At 28.4% G+C, this 20,996-nt stretch carries 21 protein-coding genes and 2 tRNA genes; 12 read left to right on the top strand and 11 right to left on the bottom strand.

All coding sequences use genetic code 11. The features are described from left to right. Positions 1–6: 6 nt before the first annotated feature. The 4 genes from ABIN73_04650 to ABIN73_04635 are packed head-to-tail and all read left to right on the top strand — an operon-like array spanning position 7 to position 3,633. Positions 7–363 (top strand): RidA family protein, encoded by a 357-nt coding sequence (locus ABIN73_04650; GenBank protein ID MEO0269014.1) that lies wholly within the window; start codon positions 7–9, stop codon positions 361–363. Next, positions 360–782 carry a cobalamin B12-binding domain-containing protein gene (locus ABIN73_04645; GenBank protein MEO0269013.1) on the top strand — a complete coding sequence of 141 codons (423 nt, stop codon included), beginning with the start codon at positions 360–362 and terminating at the stop codon, positions 780–782. The genes ABIN73_04650 and ABIN73_04645 overlap by 4 nt, the downstream gene beginning before the upstream one ends. Then, on the top strand, positions 779–1,402 hold the full coding sequence (locus ABIN73_04640; GenBank protein ID MEO0269012.1) for a thermonuclease family protein: 624 nt from the start codon (positions 779–781) through the stop codon (positions 1,400–1,402). Before ABIN73_04645 ends, ABIN73_04640 begins: the two co-directional genes overlap by 4 nt. Next, positions 1,399–3,633, top strand: a complete 2,235-nt coding sequence (locus ABIN73_04635) for a hypothetical protein (GenBank protein MEO0269011.1) — start codon at positions 1,399–1,401, stop codon at positions 3,631–3,633. The genes ABIN73_04640 and ABIN73_04635 overlap by 4 nt, the downstream gene beginning before the upstream one ends. A 58-nt stretch (positions 3,634–3,691) precedes the next feature. On the opposite strand, the gene ABIN73_04630 is transcribed toward ABIN73_04635, so the two are convergent. Next, positions 3,692–3,931: a hypothetical protein gene (locus ABIN73_04630; protein MEO0269010.1), complete on the bottom strand. Its 240-nt coding sequence runs from the start codon at positions 3,929–3,931 to the stop codon at positions 3,692–3,694. Between the two features lie 100 nt (positions 3,932–4,031). On the opposite strand from ABIN73_04630, the gene ABIN73_04625 reads away from it, so the two are divergent. After that, positions 4,032–4,202, top strand: a complete 171-nt coding sequence (locus ABIN73_04625; GenBank protein MEO0269009.1) for a hypothetical protein — start codon at positions 4,032–4,034, stop codon at positions 4,200–4,202. A gap of 5 nt (positions 4,203–4,207) precedes the next feature. On the opposite strand, the gene ABIN73_04620 is transcribed toward ABIN73_04625, so the two are convergent. Genes ABIN73_04620 through ABIN73_04605 form a run of 4 tightly spaced genes read right to left on the bottom strand, consistent with a single transcriptional unit; the run spans position 4,208 to position 10,024 of the window. After that, positions 4,208–6,397: a penicillin acylase family protein gene (locus ABIN73_04620; protein MEO0269008.1), complete on the bottom strand. Its 2,190-nt coding sequence runs from the start codon at positions 6,395–6,397 to the stop codon at positions 4,208–4,210. A gap of 35 nt (positions 6,398–6,432) precedes the next feature. Next, positions 6,433–7,791 carry a hypothetical protein gene (locus ABIN73_04615; GenBank protein MEO0269007.1) on the bottom strand — a complete coding sequence of 453 codons (1,359 nt, stop codon included), beginning with the start codon at positions 7,789–7,791 and terminating at the stop codon, positions 6,433–6,435. Positions 7,792–7,793: 2 nt separating this feature from the next. Then, a complete protein-coding gene (locus ABIN73_04610; GenBank protein MEO0269006.1) occupies positions 7,794–9,131 on the bottom strand; it encodes a glycosyltransferase family 39 protein in 1,338 nt (445 codons plus the stop codon). A gap of 8 nt (positions 9,132–9,139) precedes the next feature. Next, positions 9,140–10,024 (bottom strand): hypothetical protein, encoded by an 885-nt coding sequence (locus ABIN73_04605; GenBank protein MEO0269005.1) that lies wholly within the window; start codon positions 10,022–10,024, stop codon positions 9,140–9,142. Between the two features lie 16 nt (positions 10,025–10,040). On the opposite strand from ABIN73_04605, the gene ABIN73_04600 reads away from it, so the two are divergent. The 6 genes from ABIN73_04600 (at position 10,041) to ABIN73_04575 (ending at position 14,972) form a co-directional block, all read left to right on the top strand. Next, positions 10,041–11,027 carry a flippase-like domain-containing protein gene (locus tag ABIN73_04600; GenBank protein MEO0269004.1) on the top strand — a complete coding sequence of 329 codons (987 nt, stop codon included), beginning with the start codon at positions 10,041–10,043 and terminating at the stop codon, positions 11,025–11,027. Further along, positions 11,015–11,632 (top strand): glycerol-3-phosphate acyltransferase, encoded by a 618-nt coding sequence (locus ABIN73_04595; GenBank protein ID MEO0269003.1) that lies wholly within the window; start codon positions 11,015–11,017, stop codon positions 11,630–11,632. Before ABIN73_04600 ends, ABIN73_04595 begins: the two co-directional genes overlap by 13 nt. 602 nt (positions 11,633–12,234) lie before the next feature. After that, positions 12,235–12,657: a transcriptional repressor gene (locus tag ABIN73_04590; GenBank protein ID MEO0269002.1), complete on the top strand. Its 423-nt coding sequence runs from the start codon at positions 12,235–12,237 to the stop codon at positions 12,655–12,657. After that, the gene (gene sfsA, locus ABIN73_04585; protein MEO0269001.1) at positions 12,633–13,541 is read left to right on the top strand and encodes a DNA/RNA nuclease SfsA; all 909 of its coding nucleotides are present in this window, start codon (positions 12,633–12,635) and stop codon (positions 13,539–13,541) included. The genes ABIN73_04590 and sfsA overlap by 25 nt, the downstream gene beginning before the upstream one ends. 11 nt (positions 13,542–13,552) lie before the next feature. Next, entirely contained in the window at positions 13,553–14,290 is a 738-nt protein-coding gene (gene surE, locus ABIN73_04580; GenBank protein ID MEO0269000.1) for a 5'/3'-nucleotidase SurE, read from the top strand. Continuing rightward, the gene (locus ABIN73_04575) at positions 14,283–14,972 is read left to right on the top strand and encodes a protein-L-isoaspartate(D-aspartate) O-methyltransferase (GenBank protein ID MEO0268999.1); all 690 of its coding nucleotides are present in this window, start codon (positions 14,283–14,285) and stop codon (positions 14,970–14,972) included. The genes surE and ABIN73_04575 overlap by 8 nt, the downstream gene beginning before the upstream one ends. A 5-nt stretch (positions 14,973–14,977) precedes the next feature. Here ABIN73_04575 and ABIN73_04570 read toward each other — a convergent pair. The 3 genes from ABIN73_04570 to ABIN73_04560 form a co-directional block, all read right to left on the bottom strand. Beyond that, positions 14,978–15,049 (bottom strand) — tRNA-Ala (locus ABIN73_04570). Between the two features lie 39 nt (positions 15,050–15,088). Continuing rightward, entirely contained in the window at positions 15,089–15,991 is a 903-nt protein-coding gene (locus ABIN73_04565) for a glycosyltransferase family 9 protein (protein MEO0268998.1), read from the bottom strand. A gap of 10 nt (positions 15,992–16,001) precedes the next feature. Then, a tRNA-Phe gene (locus ABIN73_04560) sits at positions 16,002–16,074 on the bottom strand. Positions 16,075–16,264: 190 nt separating this feature from the next. Between ABIN73_04560 and ABIN73_04555 the strand changes: the two genes are divergently transcribed. After that, on the top strand, positions 16,265–17,866 hold the full coding sequence (locus ABIN73_04555; protein MEO0268997.1) for a multicopper oxidase domain-containing protein: 1,602 nt from the start codon (positions 16,265–16,267) through the stop codon (positions 17,864–17,866). Between the two features lie 251 nt (positions 17,867–18,117). On the opposite strand, the gene ABIN73_04550 is transcribed toward ABIN73_04555, so the two are convergent. The 3 genes from ABIN73_04550 to ABIN73_04540 all read right to left on the bottom strand — a co-directional run bounded on the left by ABIN73_04550 (position 18,118) and on the right by ABIN73_04540 (position 20,981). Further along, on the bottom strand, positions 18,118–18,639 hold the full coding sequence (locus ABIN73_04550; GenBank protein ID MEO0268996.1) for a T9SS type A sorting domain-containing protein: 522 nt from the start codon (positions 18,637–18,639) through the stop codon (positions 18,118–18,120). Then, a complete protein-coding gene (locus ABIN73_04545) occupies positions 18,636–20,210 on the bottom strand; it encodes a hypothetical protein (GenBank protein MEO0268995.1) in 1,575 nt (524 codons plus the stop codon). The genes ABIN73_04550 and ABIN73_04545 overlap by 4 nt, the downstream gene beginning before the upstream one ends. A gap of 96 nt (positions 20,211–20,306) precedes the next feature. Further along, a complete protein-coding gene (locus tag ABIN73_04540; protein ID MEO0268994.1) occupies positions 20,307–20,981 on the bottom strand; it encodes a DUF3782 domain-containing protein in 675 nt (224 codons plus the stop codon). Positions 20,982–20,996 lie beyond the last annotated feature (15 nt).

The following is a 20,996-nucleotide window of genomic DNA, read 5'->3' as shown; positions in this document are numbered from 1 at the left end:
GTTAAAATGAGTTTGCCAAAGCCCATAGGACCCTATTCCTTATACAGGGAAGCAGGGAACTTGGTTTTTCTCGCAGGTCAGATTGGTATTGATCCAGAAAAAGGTGAAATGCCAGAAACTATTGAAGGGCAAACCGAAAAGGTTCTTGAAAACATTAAAAAAATTCTTGAAAGTATAAATTTAAAAATGGAAAATGTTATAAAAACTACAATTTTTCTTAAAGATATTAATGATTTTCCAAAGGTAAATGAAATTTATTCAAAATATTTTAAAGAACCTTATCCTGCAAGAACTACTGTTGAGGTAAGCTCTTTACCAAAAAATGCAAAAATTGAAATTGAAGTTATTGCTTATAGAAAATGAAAAAGACAAAAAAAATTAGAGTTTTAATTGCAAAACCAGGACTTGACGGTCACGATAGGGGAGCAAAGGTAGTTGCAAGGGCTTTAAAAGATGCCGGTATGGAAGTTATATATACAGGTCTTCACAAAACTGCTGAGGAGATTGTGGAAGCAGCTCTTCAGGAAGATGTGGATGCCATTGGACTTTCCATACTTTCAGGGGCTCATATGACCTATTTTCCAAAAGTTTTAAAATTAATGAAGGAAAAAGGGCTTGATGATGTTTTGCTTTTTGGTGGTGGGATAATCCCTGAGGAGGATAAGAAGAAATTAAAAGAAATGGGTGTTGGAGAATTATTTGGGCCTGGGACACCTTTAAAAGAGATAATTGAATATATAGAAAGATGGGTAGAGGAGAGAGATAAGAAAAAAGGTGAATAATAAAATGGGAGGAGGGGAAGAATATAATAAAAAGATTTCTGTTTCTTAGTTTATTTTTTCTTTTATCCTGTGCTCTTGAAGTTGAAGTAAAAGAAGTAATAGATGGGGACACATTTCTCACTTTTTCAGGTGAGAAGGTAAGACTTATAGGAATTGATACACCTGAGGAGGGAAGATTTTATTATTATGAAGCGAAAAAGGCTCTTGAAGAACTTATTAAAGGTAAAAAGGTTAAACTTGAATTTGATGTTGTAAAAAAAGATGTATATGAAAGAATCCTTGCTTATGTTTTTGTTGATACCATATTTGTTAATAACTATATGTTAAAGAATGGTTATTCCTATATTTACACCTTTCCTCCGAATATAAAATATATACTGAAATTTAGAAAGTCCCTTGAATATGCAATAAATAACAAAAAAGGTATGTGGAAAATGTTTCTTGATGAAAAGGATATTTTTATAGGAAATGCAGAAAAAATGGAGTTTCATAAAAGAAACTGTCCTCAAATTCCTGAAATACCTTCCTTTAACAGGGTTAATTTTAAATCTTCTATGGAAGCACTTCTTGAAGGTTATCATCCTCATAGATTATGTAATCCTGTTAAATTTATTAAATGATTTTTTTATTTTATATTTTTTTTGAGCTTTCAGAAATAAATGCTTTTATTGAAAGTTCAACAGGTGATATATGGGGAATTTATAAAATAAAAAGGGCAGAGGAACTTTTAAAAAAAGGGAACTTTTATGTTAAAAAGGATTTGGTAGATGTTTTAGAATCCCCCCTTTCTGATTCTGTTAAAGGTAAAGCTATAGAGATTTTGATGTTTTTAGGTCCTGATACTTTACAGAATGCTTTAATTTCCCTTCAGTATCTTCTTGATCTTCATTTTTATAAAAAAAGAAAAGATAAACTTTGGGCTTTACAAAATTTTTTTAAAAAGAAGAAAGATTATAAATTCTGTGAAAAAGTATTGAGAAAAATAGCCTCTGATTATCCAGAGGAGAGAGTTAATGCGCAAAAGGAAATTTTTGAAATTTTTTTAAAAACTAAAAATTTTGAAGGTATTTATCCTTTACTTGATATAATAAAAAAAGAAAGACCTGACTTATATCTTTTTTATTTGTCAGAATTGAAGGATACAATTTCCTTTCTTTTTAATTATGATACATTAAAGAATATTAATAATTTTCCCTATTCTGATTCTATTTTCAAAATTTATAAAAATTTTCTTACTTTTAATGATACTTTTATAAATGATCCTGATACTGAAAATTTGAAAATGTGGCAAGAAGAATTTTTTATAAAAAAGAATAAGAGAAAATCTGATTCCTTGAGAAAGTATATTTTTGAAAATTACGGTTACATTTTACCTTTATTTCCTGATTCCTCATATATACCAAAAATTTTGACTAACATTTTTGAAAATAGAAAATTGGATTGGAAGGAAATTTATGATAAGGGTCTTTATGATATTATTTATAAATATGCTGGAAATAAGAATAAGTATTTTTTACCTTCACTCTATTTTTTGAGTTTTATAGATAAAGAGATAAATTTTCCTGATACTCTTAGAGGTGATTCTCTTTTCATTTCCCTTATTAGTTTCAAAAAAAATAAAAAGGGGATAAACTATGTTCCATCTAAATATAATTATTTAAAAGGAAGATTCTATTTTATGAAGGATAAGAAAGATAGCAGTATTTATTTTTTGAGATTTTCAAAATTTTATAAGGATATTTCACTTCTTTTATATCTCCTTTCTCAAAAAAAAGATACTTTTAAAATTGATTCCTTATTAAAAAAATATGATTTAAATAAAATTCTTGAATTTAAAAGGGGAAGGGAAGCACTTTTAACATATTACCATTTAAAAAGAGAAAAAGAAAATATAATAAAACTTTATAAATATTTTAAAAAATATGATGCAGATATTTTAAAAAGATATTATAAAATTTTTGTTCCCTATATTATTGAAAATAAAAGTTTTAAGGAACTTTTTAAACTTTCCCTTTTCTTAGATGATGATACTTTGAAATTGAAAGCACTTTTACATTTAGAAAGCTTTAATATGGCTGAATATTATTTTAAAAAAAGAAAAATTGATAATAAATTTGTTATTGAAAAATTTTTTAATTTTTATGCAGAAAAGGGTAATGTTGAGGATTTGAATAAATTGAAAAACATAATAAGTAGAAAGGAGGAATTTAAAGATCAAAAAAAGTGGTTTGATTCAGTTTTTGTAATATATAAAAAAGCAATAGATTTGATAAAAAATCAGAAGTATAAAGAAGCAGATTCCCTTCTTAATATATTTAAGAATGATCCTTATCTTAAAAAGAGAATAACTTTTGAAAAAGCAAATATAAGTTTTGTTACAGGAAAACTTCAGGAAGCAAAAAAAATGTATTCTTTTCTTTACAAAAAATACAGAGACGAATTTTCCTTATATAATTTAACTATCGTTTTGAGAAAGTTATCTCATGATTCCACATTACATTTTTATAAAGTCTATAGTGATATAACAAAAGGTAAAAGCGATTTTTATCAGGCAGTTAAAAGACTTGCTTATCTTTATATGGATTACGGAGATTATAATAAGGCAAAGGAACTTCTGGATTTAATATATGGCTTATCACCTGACTCCTTTGAGGAGAAAGAACTTAAATTTTTTTATATGCAAATTTTAAGAGCATTACTTGATTTTGAAAAAAGTATGAGGGAAGGTTTTATAATATATCTTAATTATCCAGAAGATAAACTTTTTACAAAAACCGCACTTGAAGAATCAATAGAACTCGCAAAAATACTAAAATTTGATTATAAAAAATTAATAAAAAATAAAAAATAACTTTTTACTTTTCTAGCCTAAAATTTTATTTTTATTTATTTTTTTATTTATATAGAGTTTAGACTATTTTTCTTGTTTTGTAATAAAGGGAAAGTTTTGCTCTTTTTGCGTATTTTATGGAACCCTTAGTGAATCCGCTTGATGATACGATTATTTTGTATCCCTTTTTACTCAGTTTTTTAACCTCAGTTAAAGGAAGAGGTCTTGACCAGTTTCTTACTGCTTTTAATGGTCTTTTAGTTTTTTTTATTCTTGAAGATTTTTTTGTTACTTTTTTGCTTTTTCTTTTTATCACCATTTTTGCTTTTATTTTTTATGAGATTTGAACTCTTTTATTTAATATTATATAACATTTTTTTTAATTTGTCAAGACCCTTACATATTTAATTTATAAAATTATGTCATCAGATAACATTAAAAAATATAAAGGTAATCATATATTCGGAAAAGCATACAAAAGAATGTTTGAAAATCTTTTTAATGAAAAAAATTCTATTGACAGAGTTTTAGATATAGCTAATAAAGGCTGGCCAGGCGGCACAAGGTGGCTTTTTAAGGAAAATTTGTAATATTTTTATGGTGATATTATAAGTTTACTTCTTATATTAAATGGGAAAAGTGTTAAATATTCACCTTTTGCCCATAGCTCGTATTGATCGCTGTAGTTTCTATCAAAAATAACTCCACTTTCTCCTGGAGGTAATATGTAATAGAAATTTTTATATTTTAAATCTATAATCATTCTCATTGAAGGACCTTCTGGGACCCTGTAAGGAGTTTGAAGTTCAAAGCCCATTTTATTAATTGTTGTCAGTCCCCCATCAAGGGGTATTTCTTTTAATTTAAAAAGAAATCCAATAAATTTTATTTCCTTGAAAGGATGTTTAAAATCTGCTATGTGATATTTCCCATATTTTTCTTTTTTATACTCCTTACATAATTCTCTGAAGGATTTTATTATGTAATAATCTTCTATCACTCCTTCTCTTATATTATTTTCAAGAACACTTAAAGGTATATAGGAAAAGGATAAAAATTTTTTATAAAGTTTTTCCCCAAGTTTTTCCTTATAAAAATTCTCAAAAATTTTGTAAATTAGTTTATAAAAAATTAGAGGTTCTTCTTTATCCTTTGTAAAAATATAGTCAAAATTATTCAGTTTCTCATAAATCTCTTTTTCTTTTTTATCCATAGGTATATTTTTTAATGTAAGAAGAATCTTTTTACCTATCAACTCTGCATAAACATCCTTTACATCCCTTGATAAATTCATTAAATCTTTATAATTAAATTCTTTTTTATTTTTAAGAAGTTCATTTGCCCTTCTTGCTCTTCCTGAAGGTGAAAAATAAAGTGAGATGTAATATTTATAATTTCTTTCAGGTGGATTGTTACAGGATGCTATATAACCATTTTCAGGATTTATCTTTTTGGGTAAAAGGGAATCAGGAATAAATTCCTCAGGTTTTTCCTCTCTCACAAAAATTGAAGGGTTTTCCCTTTTTTCTATCCATCCGCAGGCTTTATAAAGCAAATTACCATCAACATCACATATAAGGAAATTTAATGATGGGTCCCTGAACTCTTTTAAGGCACTGTCCGCTTCATAAACATTATTTGCTCTATATAACTTAAAGATAGATAAAATTTCATGTGATAAAAGAGAACTTCTCCAGAAATAAAAAAGCTTATTTTTTTCATCAACAAGTGGCATTTCCTCCTTTAAAATAACCTTTATTTTTTTATCATCCTTTCCCTTTATTTTTATTGTTTCTTCAATTATATCTACATTTTGTAAATCTCCTTTTATAAAATCTCCATCATCAAGACATAGGGAAGTAACACCTACTGCAATTTTCCAGTTTGTTCCAGGAACAGGTAAAGGAATTCCTGGAACTGTAAAACCAACAAAATTTAAGGAATCACTTTTTACAGAAATTAAATACCAGTTAGGAGGAATTGTTAAAGCAAGATGGGGGTCATTCTCAAGTAAGGGGGGATTTGAAATAGAAATAGCATTTGAGCCCGTAAATGATGGAATAAGTTCCTTGATTTTTTTTAAAAGATCCTCTTTTTTTTCAAATTCATTAATTGATTCAATATGGGTGGGTGCATCAAGGGGATAAAAGGGTAAAAATACTTTAATTTTTTCTGTGTCAATTTTTTCTTTTAATTCTGTATAAAAAAGATCACCTTTGAAAGAAAGGTTTAAATCCCAGGATATAATTTTACCTATTGCTATTGAATGTTCAATTTCCCATTTTTTAGGTTTATAATTTAAAAGTAAAAACTCAATAGGTAACATTCCTATTCTTTTTTCAATATAGGCATTGACCCCTTTTGAATAGCTTTCAAGAATTCTTTTTTCAAGGGGTAAAAGATTTTTTGCACTTTTTATTGCAATCCTTTTAATTCCAAGAACTCTGAAAAAGGAATCAACCTTAAAGGTTTTTTCACCAAAAATTTCAGAAAGTTCCCCAAAACTTACCCTTCTTAAAAGATCCATCTGAAACATTCTATCCTGAGCATGAAGGTAACCTATTGCAAAAAATACATCATCAAGATATTTTGTTTCAATATGTGGGATTCCGTATTCGTTAAAGTATATAAAAATTTTGTCCTTGACACCTTTTAAACTTATTTCACCACTTCTCACAGGCAGGGATATTCTGATCCTTATATAGATAAAACCAGAAAGGAATAATATCGTAAAGAATATTAGTAAAATTAAATTTAAAATAAATTTTTTTATTTTACTTTTCATAATAAGATTTTAAGATAAATTTTTAAAAAAATCTCTTAAAAACTTTGTCCTTCTCCAAAGGATAAATATTTACCTTCCTCTGAAAAACCTATATCCATTCTCATAACAGGAAGATCGTATGCTTTTGTTATTTCTATTCTTACTCCAAATCCATAGGAAAAAGCAAATTTTTTTCTGTCAAACATATAAGAATTATCTATAAAGAAAACAATACCTGGTTTAAAAAGATCAAAGAATTCCTTAAAATAAATTCTTATTTCACTTATGTTTAAAATGTAATGGAAGGTATTAAAATAAAATGCCTTATATCCCCTTAAACCGTATAATCCACCAAGGTAACGGAAATTAAAATCATTAAAAATTTCCTTTATTTTTTCATACCGAAACATAAAGGCAAGTATAGCGGAATTATTTATTTTTAAATAAAGAAAACTTTGCAGATTAAAAAATTTATCTAAAAAATCTTTTAAAGTTAAAGAATTTATTAAACTTAATCTATTTTCAAAGAAATTAATAAATAATTTAGTTTCATATCCGGTTTTTCCCTTAACTATATTTTTATAAAAATTTAATCTAAGAAAAATTCCCTGAAGATTATATTCCTTTTCTCCAAAATTTCTTATAAACTTTACAGTCTCTGTTTTTAACTTTCCAGTTTCAAACCCAATTGATAAATAAAAGTTACTTTTATCTATTCTTTTATCACCTGATCCAATTAAGGGTGAAAAAAATAAATCTTTTTTTAAAAAATTTTTTGAAAATTCAAAAGCAAAATCCTTTCCACTGAATTTAAATGTATCAATAATAATTCCCTTTTCATAAAGAAATCTTTTTGTTTTATACTCTGTATAATACAGGTTTAACCTGTTGTTTGCATAGGGAGAAAAAAAGGGAAAAATTGATATATTTTTTATCTTTGAAAATTTTGAATCAAGATAAAAAATTGATATATCATGATTTTTAAAAATTGAAGGATAAAAAATCTGAAAGTATAAATATGGGTATTCGTATCCCCAAATGTAATTTAATCTTGCATCAATTAAAAGTCCAAGAAAATTGTGTTCCCAGATACCGATTCCCTTCTGAACCAAACCTCCGCCTCCTTCAAAATTTAAAAATAAGGCAAGTGTAAAAAGTGGTCTTAATTTTATTATTAAAGTATCTTCCTTTTTGAAAAATTCAATTTCTGTAAAAACACCTGTTTCTCTTAATCTTCTTATGCTTTCGCTTATTATAACTGTGTCCCTATCCTCAAGGAGAAGATTTTTAATTCTGAATTTTTTTGGTTTAAAGGAGATTTTTTCCGCAATTTTATATAAAAAGAAATCCGATTCAAAAATTGGTTTATAAATTATTTTTACATTTTTAGCTGTTATTATTAAAAATATTAACAAATTCATTTTATAAGTAAATAAATATCCATTTTTCTTATATTACTTTCTGATTCGCCTATTTTTTTTATTTCTTTAAAAAATTTTTTAAATCCCTCATTTATTTCACCAACATATAAAAGTGTATCCGGAAGTTTTTTTTCTTTCTGCCATATTGTAAACTGGTTTTCCCTTGAATTTATGTTCAGGGAGTAAACATAAGGTTTATCTTTCATATAAAAGGATAAAAGGGAAGCTATTTGATAGTTATTAGCTGCAAAATTTTTTATTCCATATCTTTCAGCAAACCATTCCACATCAAAGGCAAGTTCCTTCCATCCTTTCATTCTAAATGTGGGATCTTTTTTAAATTTTATCAAAGGATAAAGGGTATGTAAATGAATGTAAAAGATTAAAACAAAAGTTATAAAAGAGGTGATATAAAAACTTTTACTTTCCTTTAAGTATTTTACAGCAATTATTAAAAGAAAAATATAGGATATACTTGGCCAGTTTGCCTCTGCTTTTGTTTTAAGTGAAGAAATCATAAAAAATAAAAAGGGAAATAAAAAGGAAAAAGTTAAAAAATTTATACCTTCATTAAAAATACCTTTAAAACCATAAAAGTATATTAGAATTGAAAGGGGGAAGGATAATACAAGTATAGAATCTAAAAGGTATAATAGAGTGTTCATAAATTCTATTTCTTTTTTTCCGTATCCATGATGAATTTGAAATTTGAAGCTAACAAAATCATTCATTAAATTCCATATTATACATGGCGAAAATATTAAAAGGGATATTAAAAGGAATAAGAAAATTTCCTTTGAAAATAATTTTTTCTTCTGAAAGAAAAAAAGAATGATTGATGGTAAGATGAGGATTGATACATATTTTGATAAGAGGGAAAGTCCATAAGAAATTGCTGCTAAATAAAGAAAAAAAGGTTTTTTTTCTGATTTTAAAAGAAAATAAAAGGTAAGTATTATAAATAAAGCCATAGGTGTGTCAGGAGTTATTACTACACCCCCAACTGAAAATATTAAGATGAGGGAGGAAACATAGATTGATGTTAAAATTTTAGTTTTATCAATTTCTATAAATATAAGTACTAAAATCAATAAAAAGATAAGACCTAAAAAAAATGCTGGAAATCTAACACCTAATTCATTATCTCCTAAAAAAATTTTTGAGATTTTAATTAAGTATGCAACCATTGGAGGGTGGTCAAAGTAGGAGAGATCTAAGTTAGAGGACCATAAAAAGTAATAAGCCTCATCCTCTGTTAGTTCTGTTTTTAAAATTATTAAAATTTTTATAAGAATTAAAATGATTATCTGTAATGTTATAAAAATCTTTTTCATATTTAATTTTAAGTTTGAAAAAAAACATTTTTTAAATTATCAAGAATCCATTCAGTAAAAATCATTTTCTCCCTGAATAAAGGTTTTAATAATATTTTATCCTTTTTCTCCATAATGAAAAATAGAAACTGTTCAAAATTTTCTTCCTTTGAGAAGAATTCAAAAATCTTTGATTTATCAGAAGTAAATATTCTTTTTAATTTAAAAATGCGTTCCTTTTCTTTTCTTTCATAATTATTTTTAAAATCTTCTTTTTCTAAAATTAAGTGATCAATTTTATTTACAATTTTAATTTCCTTTTCAAGATAAGGTTTTTTATCTGAAACCTTTTTAAGAGATAAAAAATAAAAATTTTTACCCATTTTTTTCCATTTCCTTGCATATTTTGTGTCTGTGGCTTTTTCAAGAAAAAATTTTTCAAATTCATCCTCAATAAAATATCCTTTACTTAAAAATTTTTCTTTCATTTCTTCATAAAAAAATTTTTCGTCTGTTATAGAGTAGAACTTACCTTCTTCTTTAAGTGAATACCATATAATTTCAGGAAAATCACCCTCGTAAATTCTCCTTTCTTTATGTTTTTCTTTTTTGAAAGTAAAAGGAAATAGCATAAATATTTTTTCAAAAAGAAAATTGGGAAAAGCATATTTTAATAAAAATTTTGCATCACCATGAAATAAAAATATATTTGGATGATAGGAAAGTTTTTTAAGGAGAATTTTTATCATTTTTTTTGAAATTTCAATTCCCACTAAAGGGGATAAAGGGTCAAGGGCAAAAAGGTGAATTAAAAAATCTCCCTTACCAAAGCCTATTTCTAAAAATCTTACAGGTTTTGGTCCAAAAAAATTTGTATTTAAGGGAAGTTTTTCATCCTGCCAGAAAACTATCATAGAATATAATTTTAAAATGAAAATTATTGAAAGGAAAAAAGTTAAAAAAGGAATAAGATTATTATTTTTAATTTTTTTTATTTCTTTTCTTTTTGTTTTTTTTCATTCCTTTTCTAAACTGGATATTCAATATTTTAAAAGCATAAAAATTTTCTTTGTGTTTTTATTAATTTTATCTTCCTTTTTTTATATAATTTTTGCTGGTTTAAGTATAAGTTTTGCCTCCTTTTCCTTAAATAAAAAAGTTAATCTTTCATTTTCTATTGAGCTTCTTCTTTCAGGATATTTTCTTGCTTCAATAACACCATTTGGTTCAGGTGGTCTTCCCTATCAACTTTTTTTACTTTCAAGAAAAAAATTATCTCTTGGTGAAGGCACTTTTATTTTATATATTTTTGCATTTTTTAAATATTTATTTTTATTTAGCTCTTTAATTTTAAACTTAAATTTTTTACCAATTAATAAAAATCCATATATAAGAATGATTTTTTCTTATATAATTTTACTTATAATTTTGATGTTTATTATTCTCTTATTTCTTTTTATTCTTCCAGAAGAAACATTGAAATCCTTTTCTTTTAAATTTGAGGGGAATTTTAAAAAGATACTCAATTACCTTTTTATTGAACTTATTAATTTTAAAAGAGTTTTTATTATATTTTTGAAAAATCCTCATTATCTATTATTATCCCTTTTATTTGCCTTTAAAAGTTTTTTAAGTCTTGTTTTAATTATACCTTTAATTTTTTTTGCTCTTGGAGTAAAGATAGAATTTTTTAAAATTTTTTTGCTTTCATCTTTTATATATGTGCTTTTACTTTTTTCTCCTTCACCCGGTGGAATTGGTTATGCTGAAATAATATCTTTCTTTTTAATCTCAAAAAATCTGGAAAGTTCTTTTATTCCTCTTATAGTTTTTTTATGGAGATTTTTCTCCTTTTACATTTTTGCATTTTCAGGTTCTTTTTTTATATTATGGAGAATATCAAAATGGAAACTTTAATATTTTCCCTTACAGGTTATTTAATTGGCTCAATCCCTTTTTCTTTTATAATTGGCAAATTAAAGGGTGTTGATATAAGGAAAGTTGGTTCCGGTAATGTGGGTGGCGCGAATGTAAGAAGGACTCTTGGTTTTAAGTATGGTTTTTTAGCTTTTATTCTTGATTTCTTAAAAGGGTTAATTTCTGCTTTAATCCCGAAATTTTTGGGTTCTTCTCCTTTTTATTCCTTTTTATCAGGTTTTTTTGCAGCTTTAGGGCATTCTTATTCTATTTTTCTTAAATTTCAGGGTGGAAGGGGTATTGCTACATCCCTTGGTTTTCTTTTTACTCTTTTTCCAAAAGAAACTTTAATTTTTTTATTAATTTTTTCACCTTTATTTTTTATAAAAGAGGTAGCTCTTTATATAATTATATTTATTTTTTCTATTTCTCTTTATATTTTTTTAAAATTTAGGGAATTTTCTTTTTTACCTTTAATTTTTTTAATTTTTATTGTTTTCAGGAGAGTTCAATTTGTTTACGGTGATTTAAAAAGTGGGAGGGGATTTTTAAAAAGTTTTATTAACAGGTTTTTATTTGATGCACCTGAAAAAAGGAAATTTTAATAGACAAAGAATCTAAATTGCTCTTTTATAATTTGGAGTAAATAGAGAAAAAATATGGTGAAATAGTGGTTAAGAGGATTAAGATTAAATAGTTTGTGAAAAATATGGAGAAAGGTTAAAGTAGAGGAGGCATTCAATATCGGTAAAAATTACCATTTTTTGAAAATCTTTAATATTTATTCGCATATTCTATAATTTTATGGTAGCCGCACCCTTTAGGGTGCGCAAAAATTCGCTTTTTCTTTTATCCCCATAATTTTATTTAATCATATGGGATTCACAATTCTAAGTAAAAATTCGCAGGCTAAAGCCTGCGCCTACCATTTTTTTGAAAATCTTTAATATTTATTCGCATGATTCTATAATTTTATGGTAGCCGCACCCTTTAGGGTGCGCAAAAATTCTTTGAGAATGTTTTTTCTTTTATGCCCATAATTTTATTTAATCATATTTAATCATAAGGTATCCACAATTTTATGGTAGCCGCACCCTTTAGGGTGCGCAAAAATTCACTTGAAAAAATAAAAGTTTTAGTTTATAATAAAATTTTAAAGAGTAAAATTTTAAAAAATAAATAAAACATTTAGGGAGGGTATTATAAAATGAAAAAAGATTTTCAAGAAAAACTTGAAGTCTTAAGGAAGAAAGGTCATTTTTTGACCTCTTCAAGGTTAATGATTCTTGAATATTTGAGTGAAAGTACTTCTCATCCCACTGCTGATGAGATATATAATGCATTGAAAGATAGACTCCCATCCCTATCAAAGGCTACTGTTTACAACACTCTTAAACTATTTATTGAACTTGGAGTAGCAAGGGAAATCAAGGTTGAAAGGGATAAATCAAGATTTGAAGCAAAAACAGACCCCCATATTCACTTTACATGTGTTAAATGTGGAACAGTTTATGATATTGAAAAGGAAACAGTTAAATTTCCAAAAAATATAGAAAATCATAAAGTAATGTTTGGTGATCTTTTGCTATACGGAATCTGCTCATCTTGCCAGAAAAAGGAAAGTTCCTAAGAAGAATTAACAGGTTTGTTACATTTGTAGAATTTAAAAAAAAGAAGGTAAAGGCTTATCTTGCTAATTCAGGAAGATTAAAAGAAGTTTTAAATGAAGGGGCGGAATGTTTGATTGAGAAAGGTAAGGGAAAGATTCCCTACAAGTTAATTGCAGTTAAAAAGGATGATATATGGGTTTCAGTTGATTCTCATCTTCCCAATAAATTTTTTTATGAACTTTATAAAAGAGGAGAAATTGATTTTTTAAGAAAAGCAAGATTTCTTTCAAGAGAGTTTAAAATAGATGGTGAAAGGATTGATTTTTTATTTATAAGAGGTAAAAAAAGAATTTTTGTTGAAATAAAGTCCTGTACTCTTGTGGAAAGGGATATAGCTCTTTTTCCTGATGCTCCTACCATAAGGGGTAAAAGGCATCTTGATTTACTATCAAAATTAAAGGAAAATGGAGATGATGCTTACATAGTTTTTATTGTTCAGAGAAAGGATGCAAAAAGTTTTGCTCCCAATTCCTTTACTCATTTTGATTTTTCAAAAAGTTTATATAGAGCTATGGAAAAGGGAGTAAAGGTATATCTTATTGTTGCAGATTTTAATGATAAAAAAATGGAACTTGAAAAGATTTTTATGAAAAAACTTGATATTTTTGAAATTCTTGTTAATGAGTATCATTTATGGCGATATCCTGAAGTTTTTATTGATTATAAAAAGCTTAAAAAAGATTCCTTTTATCTTGATTTTAAAGGAGAAACTTGTTTTCACTGCTCCTTTGAAGAAAATTTCTTTGATTTTATTTATTTTGCAAAAGAAAGAGGTATAAATTTAGATCCTATTAAAATTGAAAGTAACATAGGTCATTTAGTTGCAAAAGTGAGAAAAAGTTAATAAAATTAAAGATGGATAAACTTAAAATTCTTCTTGTTAATGATGATGGAATAGAGGCAGAGGGTTTAAGAAGGGCTTTAAAGATTTTAAAGAATTTTGGGGAAGTTATTGTTGTGGCGCCATCAGAAGAAAAATCTGGTTCAAGCCATTCAATTTCTTTAAGGAAAAATATAAGAGTTAATAAAATAAGGGAAAATTTTTATTCTGTTGATGGAACTCCTGTAGATTGTGTTTTAGTTGCTATGGAAGCAATTTTAGAGGAAAAACCTCAACTTCTTGTTTCGGGAATAAATTATGGATTTAATCTGGGTGAGGATACATTTTATTCAGGGACTCTTGCAGCCGCAAGGGAAGGTTATCTTTATGATGTTCCTTCAATAGCCTTTTCAGTTGGTCCATATAATGAGCCTTGTTATGAAGGAGGTGAATATTATCTTGATTTAATTTTAAGAAAAATAATTGAAAGTAAATTTTATGAAAATAAATTTTTGTTAAATATAAACTTATATGATTTAAAAATTGAAGAAATAAAGGGAATTAAGGTTACAAAACTTGGGAAAAGACATTATTTAAATCCAATTGAAAAAGTGGGTGAAAATATTTATAAAATTGGCGGTAAGCTGAAACTAATTCCAGAGGAGGGCACAGATGTGAAAGCTGTTCTTGAGCATTTTGTGAGTATAACTCCTTTAACTCTTGATGCAACTGATATAGAGCTTATAAAAAAATTAAAAAAGATACTTGAATAAAAAATTAGAAGAACTTTTAGAAAGGTTCAGTAGCAAAAATGATCCTTTTTATAATTTAAGAAAAGAAATGGTAGATAAACAGTTAAGGGAAAGGGGAATATGTGATGAAAGGGTTTTAAAGAGTTTTCTGGCTGTCCCGAGGCATTTATTTGTTCCTGATAAAATAAAGTCTTTTTCTTATGATGATTCTCCTTTGCCTTTATTAGAGGGTCAAACAATTAGCCAGCCCTATATGGTTGCTTTAATGGTTGAACTTTTAGAGCCTGATGAAAACAAACATATTCTTGAAATAGGTACAGGTTCAGGTTATGAAACTGCAATTTTATGTCTTCTTAATAAATTTGTTTATACTGTTGAAAGGGTTAAAGATTTATCTCTTTATGCAAGAGAAAAACTTAAGGAACTTTCCATAGAAAATGTTTATTTTCATGTGGGTGATGGTTCAGAAGGTTTAATGGATTTTGCTCCCTATGATGGTATAATCTGTTCTGCTGCTGCTCCAGATGTCCCCCTTCCTTTTATAGAGCAATTAAATCCAGGAGGAATTATAGTTATGCCTATAGGTGATAAACTTTATCAGGACCTTGTAAAAATAAAAAAAGAAGGGAACAAATTAAAAAAGGAATATCACGGGCCCTGTGTTTTTGTTCCATTAATAGGGAGGTATGGCTTTGAAGAATAAAAAGATGGAGCCGGGGAGATTTGAACTCCCGACCCCCTGGTTGCAAACCAGGTGCTCTCCCACTGAGCTACGGCCCCGTTTTTTATTATAACTTTTACTTTTTAATATTTTCAATTTTATTTAAGTGATAAAATTATTGCCTCTTTAACTTCATTTACAGAAATTTTTTCAAGATTGTTGGATTCTGTTTTTAAAACTATGCTTTCACCAAGTGGTCCCCATCTTTTTGGGGTAAAGGGTTTTTTTTCAGAGAATATTGAAACTGTTTTAACATTCAATGCAGATGCTATATGAATAACACCTGTTGAAGGGGCAAAAACAAGGTCACATATGGAAATAAAGTTTATAAACTCCCTTAAATTAAAGTCTCCTCTTAAATCTATGATGTTTTCCTTTTTAAAAAAATCAAAATTTTTTTGAGTTCCTGTTATAAAAATGGTTCCGTCAATATCAAGGATTTTTAAAAGTTCATTGTATTTAGTTAAACTCCAGTTAGGAGCAGAACCCCTTGATTCAGGGTGAATTAAAATAAAGGGTTTTTTATAATTTTTAAATTTTTCTTTAATTTTTGAGACTTCTTCCTCCTTTAGATATAATTGGGGTTTAAAGTAATCAATATCATATCCTGCTTTTTTTAAAAGTAAAACATTATAAAAGGACTCATGGAATTCGCAGGTTTTTCTGTGTAAAGGAATTCTTCTGTTGAATAGAAAAGAATAAAATCTGTAAAGAGTTCCTATTCTTTCAGGAATTTTTTTTATAAAAGAAAAATAGGCTTCTTTAAACCTTGGAAAAATATGAACTGATACATCAATTTTTAAATTTTCTATTTCCTTATCAATATTATCAAAGTCTGTAACTATGTCAATATCAGGGTGGTTTAAAAGAATTTCTTTATAAAGGGGATTACAAACAAAGATAATTTTTGAATCCTTATATTTTCTTTTTAAACCCTGAGGAACAGAAAGGGAAAGAACAAGGTCACCTATCTTATCTGTTCTGAAAAGGAGGAAATTCATTTGAGATAGATGCCGGGGCCCAGAATCGAACTGGGGACACCTGGATTTTCAGTCCAGTGCTCTACCGACTGAGCTACCCCGGCATTATATTTTAATTATAAGTTTTCTTTTTAAAAAAATCAAATTAAATACAACTTTTAAATAATTTGATAAACTTGAATTTTTGAAAAATTTATTGTATTATATTACTTAGTACTACTAATTATTATGTATTTTAAAAATTTAAAAAATGAGTAGAAATTTGAACAAAAAACTTCAAAAAGGAGGAAAAAAATGAAACAAAATAAACTACTAATAATAGTTACAGTTATATTAACCTTTGTGGGAATAAACTTTGCCTGCGATTGGTGCAATAAAAGATTATACACTGAACTGATTTCTGGTGAAAGGAATGATATAAGGGCTAAGGAGCTTGTCGTTGCTTTACAAAAAGAACAAAAGATAAATGGAAATGTCTCCAGTGACTTTATCAAGATAATACAAGAGAGAGATAAAAATTTACCCATTCCTATGACAAGTTTTGTAGACCAAAATACAAAGGCAGATGTAAAACTTAAAATTGAAATGCAGGAAGGAGAAGTATATATTGGAAACGGTGTTTTGTATAGGGGGTTTAATATAAGTGGGAAAATTCCTGGTCCAATGTTAATTGCTAATGAGGGAGATGTTATTGAATTTGAGGTTGTAAATAAAGGTACTGTCCCACATGGGCTTTCAATTCACGCCGCTTATACTCAAACATCTAAGTATCTTGGTAAAATTCAGCCGGGTGAAACGAGAGTTTTTAAATTTAAAGCAACTTATCCTGGTGTTTACCTTTATCATTGCGCTCCTGGGGCACACGCAATTATGATGCATACTATATTTGGTCAATACGGAATGATTGTTGTAAAGCCAAAGAAAAAATATAAATTGGAGCAGATTTTAAATAAAAAACCAGATATTGAAATCTATTTAATGCAGCATGAAGTTTATTCAAGTGGTAAAGAGGGTATAGATGGACAACCCGTCTATGTTCTATTTAATGGAGAGATTTTCAGATATGTTAAAGAACCTATTATGGCAAGACCAGGTGATTATGTTAGAATATACTTTTTAAATGTAGGGCCAAATCTTATTTCCACACTTCACATTGTGGGGATAATATGGGATTTTGCCTACTGGCAGGGCCATCCGGATAATATATTTGTAGGAGGACAAAGTGTTTTAGCAGGTCCAACAGATAGCTGGGTAGTTGAGTTTAGAATACCTCCGGATGAGGGTGATTATACAATCGTATCTCATGCTTTTGGAACAACTGACAGAGGTGCAGTTGGATTAATAAGAGTTCAAAGAGATGCTAAAATTGAACCTGTAATAAAAGCAGAAGGACCCAGTTATACATCTGAAGATCTTGCAAAATATAAAAAAGAAGCAGTGAGAATAATTGCCCCCTTTGAACCAGGAAGTGAAGATGTAGATATTCCGCAAGTGTTTGATGAAAATGTGAAGGAAGTGGTTGTTAGAATAAAGGGTAATTCCTATTATCCAAAAGTTGTTGATATTGTCGAAAATACAAAGGTTAAATGGATAAATGAAGATGTTTTTACATACGCTCAAGGAGAATTTGCAGGTATTCACAATGTAGCTGTTTACGAGGGACCTGAGAAGTTTGCTTCTTCCTTATTATTACATGCGCAAAGTTTTGAATATACATTTAAAAAGCCAGGTGAATACAAGTATCTCTGTACTCCACATCCATATATGAAGGGAATTGTAAAAGTAAGACCCAAAAAATCTGAGGCTTTGAGTTTTCTTACTCTGTTTTTCAGTTTTATAGCAATCATTATTTCTTCTGTTTTAGCTTTAAATTATGGGCTACGAAAGAATAAATAAAAAGCTGATGTGAATTAATAACAGAAATATCGGAAATAAGGAGGATTAGGAGATAGCTTTCATATACTTGGAAGGATTATCTACTTATAAATACCACTTTTTATTCCTGTTTTGGGAAGAGTTTTAAGATAATTTTCCCTGGATACTCAATGAGAATATAGAAAGTTAAATAAGGGTTTTAATATAAGACTTTAAAAAACTATTTTATCCCGTAGTGGACCAATCAGGCTTTACGGGTTTTTAATATAATTTTAAAAAACAATAAATTTTCTCTTTGTTTCAAAATTTTTTATTTTTAATTCACAAAAATATACACCCCTTCCAAGTTTATTTTCCTTTATGTTTAACTTAATCTCATATATTCCGGGTATTTGCTCTTTTTCCAAAAGTGTAATAACTTTTTGTCCCAGTGAATTATAAATGGTAATTGAGACTTTTCCTTTTTTACTTATAGAATACTTAAAAACAATAGATTTAGATTTAATATCTTGTACCGGAGGATAAAGGAAATTTTTTAAGGAAAATTCTGATGGTTCTCTTAATTTTTCCTTTAATTCTGTCATGAAAAATGGATGCCAGAACCCTATTATTGCCTTATAATTCTGAGAATTAAGCCATGGAGCACTTTCCGCTACCTGATGAAGTGTTCCTTTTAATCTGAAACTATTTGAACTTGCATTCGTAGCACCTGCTGAAAGGACATCAGATTTCAGGTAATAATTTTGGGAATAAAGAAGAGAAAAATAGAGTATTAAAAATAAATTTTTTTTCATCTTTCTTTTTCAAGAAGTGGTTTTATATGATTTTTATAATCAATTCCCCTTTCCTTTGGAAGACCATAGGCCTCTGGATGAAGGTAATATCCTATATCTTTTTCTCTCTTCCATTCTTCAACAGGTATTCTGTATTTTTCTGCAAATGGATCCTTTCTTATACCTGTTACCTGCCAGCAAACTTCCATTCCGGGTTTTCCACCTGCAATTTTAAATCTGTTATTTTTTATTTTTTCTGCTATGTATACTGGTGCATAATCCCCGATACAGGTTAATTGGTAACGGAAGTCCTTATTAAGTGCTTCAAACCATTCTGGAAGTTCTACCCAGGCTTCCCCTTTTTCATCAAGCTTTACAATTCCATCATAAACATTTTTCATTTCAGGTGATTCAACAAAAGAATGGTAAAGATACTTATTCTCGGGATCAAGAGGATGGTCAATCAGAAAACCACCTCCACCTTTGTATAAAGTCCCTGTAACTCTAACATCTCCTGAAAAATAACCTGCATAATCAAGTCCCAATCCCTCTCCTGCGTATCCAAATACCCCGTAGTCATCTCCATCTGCTCCAGGTGCATATCCATATACCCCATAGTTTGTTCCATTATCACCTGCTGAACCATATACTCCGTATTTAGTTCCTGTTGTTCCGTATGCAACTCCTCTGACTCCATAATTGTTAACAGAGCCGTTTGCTGCTTCACCCCATACTCCATATCTTGAACCTGAACCAGAAATTAAACTTGCACCATAAACACCTGTCCACCCACCAAGGAAATAACCACCGTATCCATAAGCAGGAGCAGGAACACTTGCTCCATATACTGCTTTTGCATCATAATTTCCACTGCCACCATATACCGCATGAACAGCATGACTAGATGCATTTAGAGAATCTGTATAAAAATATCCACCATACAGATTTTTTGTTTTTACATAGAGTTTTGAAGGAGGAAGATTTGTAAAACTTCTTCCCAATTTTATATTCCATGTGCTATCTGAGGGAGTAAGAAGATTTTGAGTGAGTTTCCAGTATCCTGTTCCTGTTTCATCATTAGAAGGAACCCATTCTGTCCCGCTCCACTTAAGAACTTGCCCAACTGATGGTGCATTGGATGAGACAGGTCTTCCAGCTATTTTTCCCGCATCCTCTGAGTATAAAGTAGCATATGCCCAGGGTGCACTTGTGATTGGAGTTCTTGGAGATAACACTTCACTTTCCACTGTAATTTGAAGCCATCTCGGAGCACCAGGAGTAAAAACATTTGCGGGAACATTTGTAAGAATAAATTCAAAAATACCCTGTGAGACATTAACATTTTGGTTTCCGCTGCTCCATAGTTGTGTTCCGCCTGTTTGGGCATCATAAATTGCAAAATTCATTGTTTTTGTTCCGTTAATTGGATTACCTGATGCATCAGTAAGATAACCCTGATAACTTAAGTTAAGTGGTATTGCGAGAATCTGGTTTTCCTTTTCCTTTCCCTTTGTAGAACCTGCATTTAATATGATGAAAAAGAAAGTAAAAATTAGCATTAGACCTAAAAATTTTTTTATTAAGTTACCCATCTGTCTTTAGAAAAGTTTTTTTGGAATTGAACCCTGATTTTATATATTTTATTTAAAAGTTCTCCGAAAGTAAAATTTTTGTATAATTCTATATTTTTAATCTTTTTTATAAAACTTTATTCCAAAAATTTTACACTTTTCCTTTGCCTCTTCCCTTATATAAGGAGAAACTATAAAAAGTTCGGGTTTTACCCCGGTTTTTTTCTCATAAAATTCCCCAATCCTCTTAAACTTCAAAACATCACCATCCGATACACTGCTTTTTATCTCTATTAAATAATGTTTATCATCTTTTATAACAAGATCTACCTCAACTATCGATGGATAACCAAAAATCATCCCCTCATTATCATATTCCTCCCATTTCTCAACATTATAGAATCCAAGTTCTTTTAAAATATCTTTCATACTTTCCCTGAAAGCTTCCTCTGCAAAAATACCCCATCTTGCCCCTACTGCGGTTATAGCATCTCTTAAAATCTTAAAACCATCCCTCATCTCTTTCGTAAGAAGCTCAAACCTCCTATCAACTTCCTCAAACCTTTTATTTATTTCCTCAAATCTTTTATTAGTATCTTCCCTTAGAGCCCTTAATTCCTCTCTTTGTGCTTTTAATTCATTTAGTATTTCTTTTATTTCCTCTCTTGTTACTGCCCTTTTATTAATTATTTCCTCAACCTTTAATCTGAAAATAGGTGATTTTTCAATAATTTCAGGTAATTTTTTCTCAATTATTTTTATAATATCTTCTTCACTTAAGATTTTTTTCATAATCCAATTATAAAG

This window comes from candidate division WOR-3 bacterium, assembly GCA_039804025.1.
Lineage (GTDB): Bacteria > Hydrothermota > Hydrothermia > Hydrothermales > JAJRUZ01 > JBCNVI01.
Note: the sequence above shows the minus strand (reverse complement) of the source record. Positions and strands in the feature narration are given on the sequence as shown.

Coding starts and splice junctions, on each gene's coding strand:
- ABIN73_04590 (MEO0269002.1), top strand. CDS start 12,235: ATGAAAAAAGATTTTCAAGAAAAACTTGAAGTCTTAAGGAAGAAAGGT.
- ABIN73_04650 (MEO0269014.1), top strand. CDS start 7: ATGAGTTTGCCAAAGCCCATAGGACCCTATTCCTTATACAGGGAAGCA.
- ABIN73_04555 (MEO0268997.1), top strand. CDS start 16,265: ATGAAACAAAATAAACTACTAATAATAGTTACAGTTATATTAACCTTT.
- ABIN73_04610 (MEO0269006.1), bottom strand. CDS start 9,131: ATGAAAAAGATTTTTATAACATTACAGATAATCATTTTAATTCTTATA.
- ABIN73_04595 (MEO0269003.1), top strand. CDS start 11,015: ATGGAAACTTTAATATTTTCCCTTACAGGTTATTTAATTGGCTCAATC.
- ABIN73_04550 (MEO0268996.1), bottom strand. CDS start 18,639: ATGAAAAAAAATTTATTTTTAATACTCTATTTTTCTCTTCTTTATTCC.
- ABIN73_04625 (MEO0269009.1), top strand. CDS start 4,032: ATGTCATCAGATAACATTAAAAAATATAAAGGTAATCATATATTCGGA.
- ABIN73_04545 (MEO0268995.1), bottom strand. CDS start 20,210: ATGGGTAACTTAATAAAAAAATTTTTAGGTCTAATGCTAATTTTTACT.
- ABIN73_04565 (MEO0268998.1), bottom strand. CDS start 15,991: ATGAATTTCCTCCTTTTCAGAACAGATAAGATAGGTGACCTTGTTCTT.
- surE (MEO0269000.1), top strand. CDS start 13,553: ATGGATAAACTTAAAATTCTTCTTGTTAATGATGATGGAATAGAGGCA.
- ABIN73_04600 (MEO0269004.1), top strand. CDS start 10,041: ATGAAAATTATTGAAAGGAAAAAAGTTAAAAAAGGAATAAGATTATTA.
- ABIN73_04635 (MEO0269011.1), top strand. CDS start 1,399: ATGATTTTTTTATTTTATATTTTTTTTGAGCTTTCAGAAATAAATGCT.
- ABIN73_04645 (MEO0269013.1), top strand. CDS start 360: ATGAAAAAGACAAAAAAAATTAGAGTTTTAATTGCAAAACCAGGACTT.
- ABIN73_04620 (MEO0269008.1), bottom strand. CDS start 6,397: ATGAAAAGTAAAATAAAAAAATTTATTTTAAATTTAATTTTACTAATA.
- ABIN73_04630 (MEO0269010.1), bottom strand. CDS start 3,931: ATGGTGATAAAAAGAAAAAGCAAAAAAGTAACAAAAAAATCTTCAAGA.
- ABIN73_04605 (MEO0269005.1), bottom strand. CDS start 10,024: ATGATAGTTTTCTGGCAGGATGAAAAACTTCCCTTAAATACAAATTTT.
- ABIN73_04540 (MEO0268994.1), bottom strand. CDS start 20,981: ATGAAAAAAATCTTAAGTGAAGAAGATATTATAAAAATAATTGAGAAA.